Annotated in this window: 4 protein-coding genes; 2 read left to right on the top strand and 2 right to left on the bottom strand. The window is 66.5% G+C overall.

Going from position 1 to position 3,788, the window contains the following annotated elements; translation table 11 throughout:
• Both VML93_RS12825 and VML93_RS12820 read right to left on the bottom strand, forming a co-directional pair.
• On the bottom strand, window positions 1–127 hold a 127-nt coding region (locus VML93_RS12825), incomplete at its 3' end, for an NAD-binding protein (protein WP_325611078.1).
• A gap of 25 nt (window positions 128–152) precedes the next feature.
• The gene (locus VML93_RS12820; RefSeq protein ID WP_325611075.1) at window positions 153–836 is read right to left on the bottom strand and encodes a TrkA family potassium uptake protein; all 684 of its coding nucleotides are present in this window, start codon (window positions 834–836) and stop codon (window positions 153–155) included.
• 132 nt (window positions 837–968) lie between these two features.
• On the opposite strand from VML93_RS12820, the gene VML93_RS12815 reads away from it, so the two are divergent.
• Together VML93_RS12815 and VML93_RS12810 are read left to right on the top strand one after the other, a co-directional pair.
• Entirely contained in the window at window positions 969–2,960 is a 1,992-nt protein-coding gene (locus VML93_RS12815; protein WP_325611073.1) for an APC family permease, read from the top strand.
• A 38-nt stretch (window positions 2,961–2,998) separates the two neighbouring features.
• A partial coding sequence (locus tag VML93_RS12810; protein ID WP_325611076.1) for a class I SAM-dependent RNA methyltransferase occupies window positions 2,999–3,788 on the top strand: 790 nt, incomplete at its 3' end.

The raw sequence follows: 3,788 nt of genomic DNA, 5'->3' as shown, positions 1-3,788 counted from the left end.
CCGGGATGGCGTCGACGTCGACGTGGTCGGGATTGCGCTCGATCAGCGTGATGTCGTGGCCGTTTTCCACGAGTTCGCGCGTGACCGAGCGCCCGACCGCGCCCGCACCGGCAACAGCTACCTTCATTTCCGGCGCTCCTCAGTCACGGGGTTCATCGGGCGGGTCCCGAGTCCAGGTCTTCACCGGGTGGCAACGCGGCGATGGCCACCGCCTCCGCGACGCGGCCGGAAATCGCCGCGATGTAAACCTGATCGCTGGCCTGGATGACCGTCTTCGGCTCAGGCAGGATGCCGGTGCCGAACCGGATCATGAACGCCACCCGGGCTCCGGTGGCCTGCTCCAGGTTCGTGGCGCGGTGACCCACCCAGCCCTCGTGCAAGACGACCTCGGCGACGGCGACGGTCCCCGTCGGATCGCGCCACTTGGCGGTCTCACTCTCCCGGGTCAGCGCGTTGAGCAGCCGATCGGTGGTCCACGGCACGGTGGCGATGGTGGGAATGCCCAGGCGCTCGTAGACCTCGGCGCGCTTCGCGTCGTAGATCCGGGCCACCACGCGCTGGACGCCGAACGTCTCGCGGGCCAGGCGTGCCGAGATGATGTTGGAGTTGTCCCCGGACGAGACCGCGGCGAACGCGTCGGCCTCCTCGATGCCGGCCCTGAGCAGCACGTCCCGGTCGAATCCCTGGCCCAGCACGCGCTCGCCGGCGAACTCCGGACTGAGTCGGTTGAAAGAAGCGCTGTCGCGGTCGATGACGGCGACATCGTGGCCGATTCGGGACAGCCCGTCGGCCACCGAAGACCCCACCCGGCCGCACCCCATCACAATCACCCGCACTTGAGGTCCTCTCGGCTGCGTCCGGCAAGTTCTGGACAATCGGCAGCCAGGTTGGCCAGCCGATTTCGGTCGGGACAATTCTCGCCTAGGGAACGCTACAGCGAAACCTGAGTGGGCTTAGTGTTGGCTCTCGTGTCCAAACTTTCAACGGCCACGCGCCGGTTGCTGATCGGCCGGCCGCAACGCAGCGACCGATTGAGTCATACGCTGCTGCCCAAACGGATCGCCTTGCCGGTGTTCGCCTCCGACGCGCTGTCCTCGGTGGCCTACGCGCCGGAAGAAATCTTCCTGATGCTCTCGGTGGGCGGACTGGCGGCCTACTCGCTGTCGTTGTGGATCGGTCTGGCGGTGGCCGGGGTCATGCTGGTCGTGGTGGCCAGCTACCGGCAGAACGTGCATGCCTACCCCTCGGGCGGCGGTGACTACGAAGTGGTCACCACCAATCTCGGCGACACCGCGGGCCTCGTCGTGGCGAGCGCTCTGATGGTGGATTACGTTCTCACCGTTGCTGTTTCGACGGCGTCGGCGATGTCGAACATCGGCTCGGCGGTGCCGGTCGTGGCCCAAAACAAGGTGTGGTTCTGTGTGGGCGCGATCCTGCTGGTGATGTCGCTGAACCTGCGCGGGGTCCGCGAGTCTGGGCTGGCCTTTGCGATTCCGACCTACGCGTTCATCGTTGGCGTGGCCGGCATGATCGGCTGGGGGTTCATTCGGATCTTCGTGTTGCAAAATCCGTTACGGGCCGAATCGGCGCATTTCCAAATGCATTCCGAGCACGGACAGATCATCGGATTCGCGCTCGCTTTCCTGGTGGCCCGGGCGTTCTCGTCGGGGTGCGCGGCACTGACCGGTGTGGAGGCGATCAGCAACGGGGTGCCCGCGTTTCAGAAACCGAAGTCGCGCAACGCGGCGACGACATTGCTGATGCTTGGCGCAATCGCGGTGACCCTGTTGATGGGCATCATCTTGCTGTCCAAGAAGATCGGCGTGCAGCTGGTCGAGGACCCGACAACCCAACTGGGCGCCCCGTCGTCCTACTACCAGAAGACACTGGTGACGCAGCTGGCAGAGACCGTTTTCGGCAGCTTCCACATCGGGTTCCTGGCGATCACGGCGGTGACCGCGCTCATCCTGGTGCTGGCCGCCAATACCGCCTTCAACGGGTTCCCCGTGCTCGGCTCGATCCTGGCCCAGCACAGCTATCTGCCTCGTCAGCTGCACACCCGCGGGGACCGGCTGGCGTTCTCCAACGGAATCCTGTTCCTGTCGGCGGCCGCGCTGCTGGCGATCGTCGCGTTCCGCGCCGAGCTGTCCGCGCTGATCCAGCTCTACATCGTCGGCGTGTTCATCTCCTTCACGCTGAGCCAGATCGGCATGGTCCGGCACTGGACTCGGTTGCTGCGCACCGAGACCGATCCGTCGGCGCGGCGCACGATGATGCGCTCGCGGGTGGTCAACACGATCGGCTTCATCGCCACCGGCGCGGTGTTGTTGGTCGTGCTGGTGACCAAGTTCAGGGCCGGGGCATGGATCGCCCTGGTCGCGATGAGTCTGCTGTTCTTGGTCATGAAGTCGATCCGCCGGCACTACGACAACGTCAACCGCGAATTGGCCGAGCAGGAGGCCGCCGAGCACGACGTCGTGTTGCCCAGCCGCAACCACGCGCTGGTGCTGGTGTCGAAGCTGCACCTGCCGACGCTGCGGGCCCTGGCCTACGCGCGGGCGACTCGGCCCGACGTGCTGGAGGCTGTCACCGTCAGCGTCGACGACGGGGAAACCCGTGACCTGGTGCACAAGTGGCAGGAAAGCTCGATCAGCGTGCCGCTGAAGGTCATCGCCTCGCCGTACCGTGAAATCACCCGTCCCATACTCGATTACGTCAAACGGGTGAGCAAGGAGTCAAAACGCACCGTGGTGACGGTGTTCATACCGGAGTATGTGGTGGGCCATTGGTGGGAGCAGGTGCTGCACAACCAGAGCGCGCTACGGCTCAAGGGCCGGTTGCTGTTCATGCCAGGGGTGATGGTGACTTCGGTTCCCTGGCAGCTGAATTCGTCGGAGCGGGTCAAGGCACTGCAGCCGCACGCCGCTCCGGGTGACGCTCGCCGGGGAATCTTCGATTGACGCTAGATAACCAAACACCGAAATCCGCTTGCGGGGAGCTGACTTTGGTCACCGGTGCGCCCGCCAACGGTGGCAGCTGCGTGGCGCACCACGAAGGCCGGGTCGTGTTCGTCCGCTATGCGCTGCCCGGCGAGCAGGTCCGGGTGCGGGTCACCGCCGACCGCGGATCCTATTGGCACGCAGAGGTTATCGAGGTGCTCGAACCGTCGGCCGACCGGACGGCGTCACTGTGCCCGATCGCCGGGGTGGACGGTGCCGGCTGTTGCGATCTGGCGTTCGCCGAACCGGAAGCGGCACGGGCGCTCAAGGCGCAGGTGGTGGTCAATCAGCTGCAGCGGCTCGGCGGGTTGCAGTGGAGCGGCCCGGAGGCTGGGGCTGAACGACTTTCGGTTTCCGGCCCCACCGGCTGGCGAACCCGGGTCAGGCTCGAGGTGGGGCCGGACCGTCGCCCCGGATTTCACCGCTACCACAGCGACGAGTTGGTGACCGACCTGCGCTGCGCGCAGTTACCGGACGGAATGCTCGATGGACTGGGCGTTCCGGACTGGCCGCCCGCCGCGCAGTTGCACGTGGCCGTCGACGACGACGGCGAGCGCCATGTGGTGCGCACGCTGCGCGACGGCAAGCGGACGGCCACCAAGGTGATGGAGGGCGGGTACGAGGCCGTGCAGCGGGTGGGCCGGCGCAGCTGGCAGGTACCGGTGACCGCGTTTTGGCAGGCGCACCGGGCCGCGGCCGAGGTTTACAGCGGCCTCGTCCTCGACTGGGCCCAGCCCGGCGCCGGCATGACCGCGTGGGATCTGTACGGTGGCGCCGGCGTTTTCGCCA

It is taken from the genome of Mycobacterium sp., assembly GCF_035499775.1.
In the GTDB taxonomy this organism is placed as follows: domain Bacteria; phylum Actinomycetota; class Actinomycetes; order Mycobacteriales; family Mycobacteriaceae; genus Mycobacterium.
This window is presented reverse-complemented; position numbering and strand designations above follow the sequence as displayed.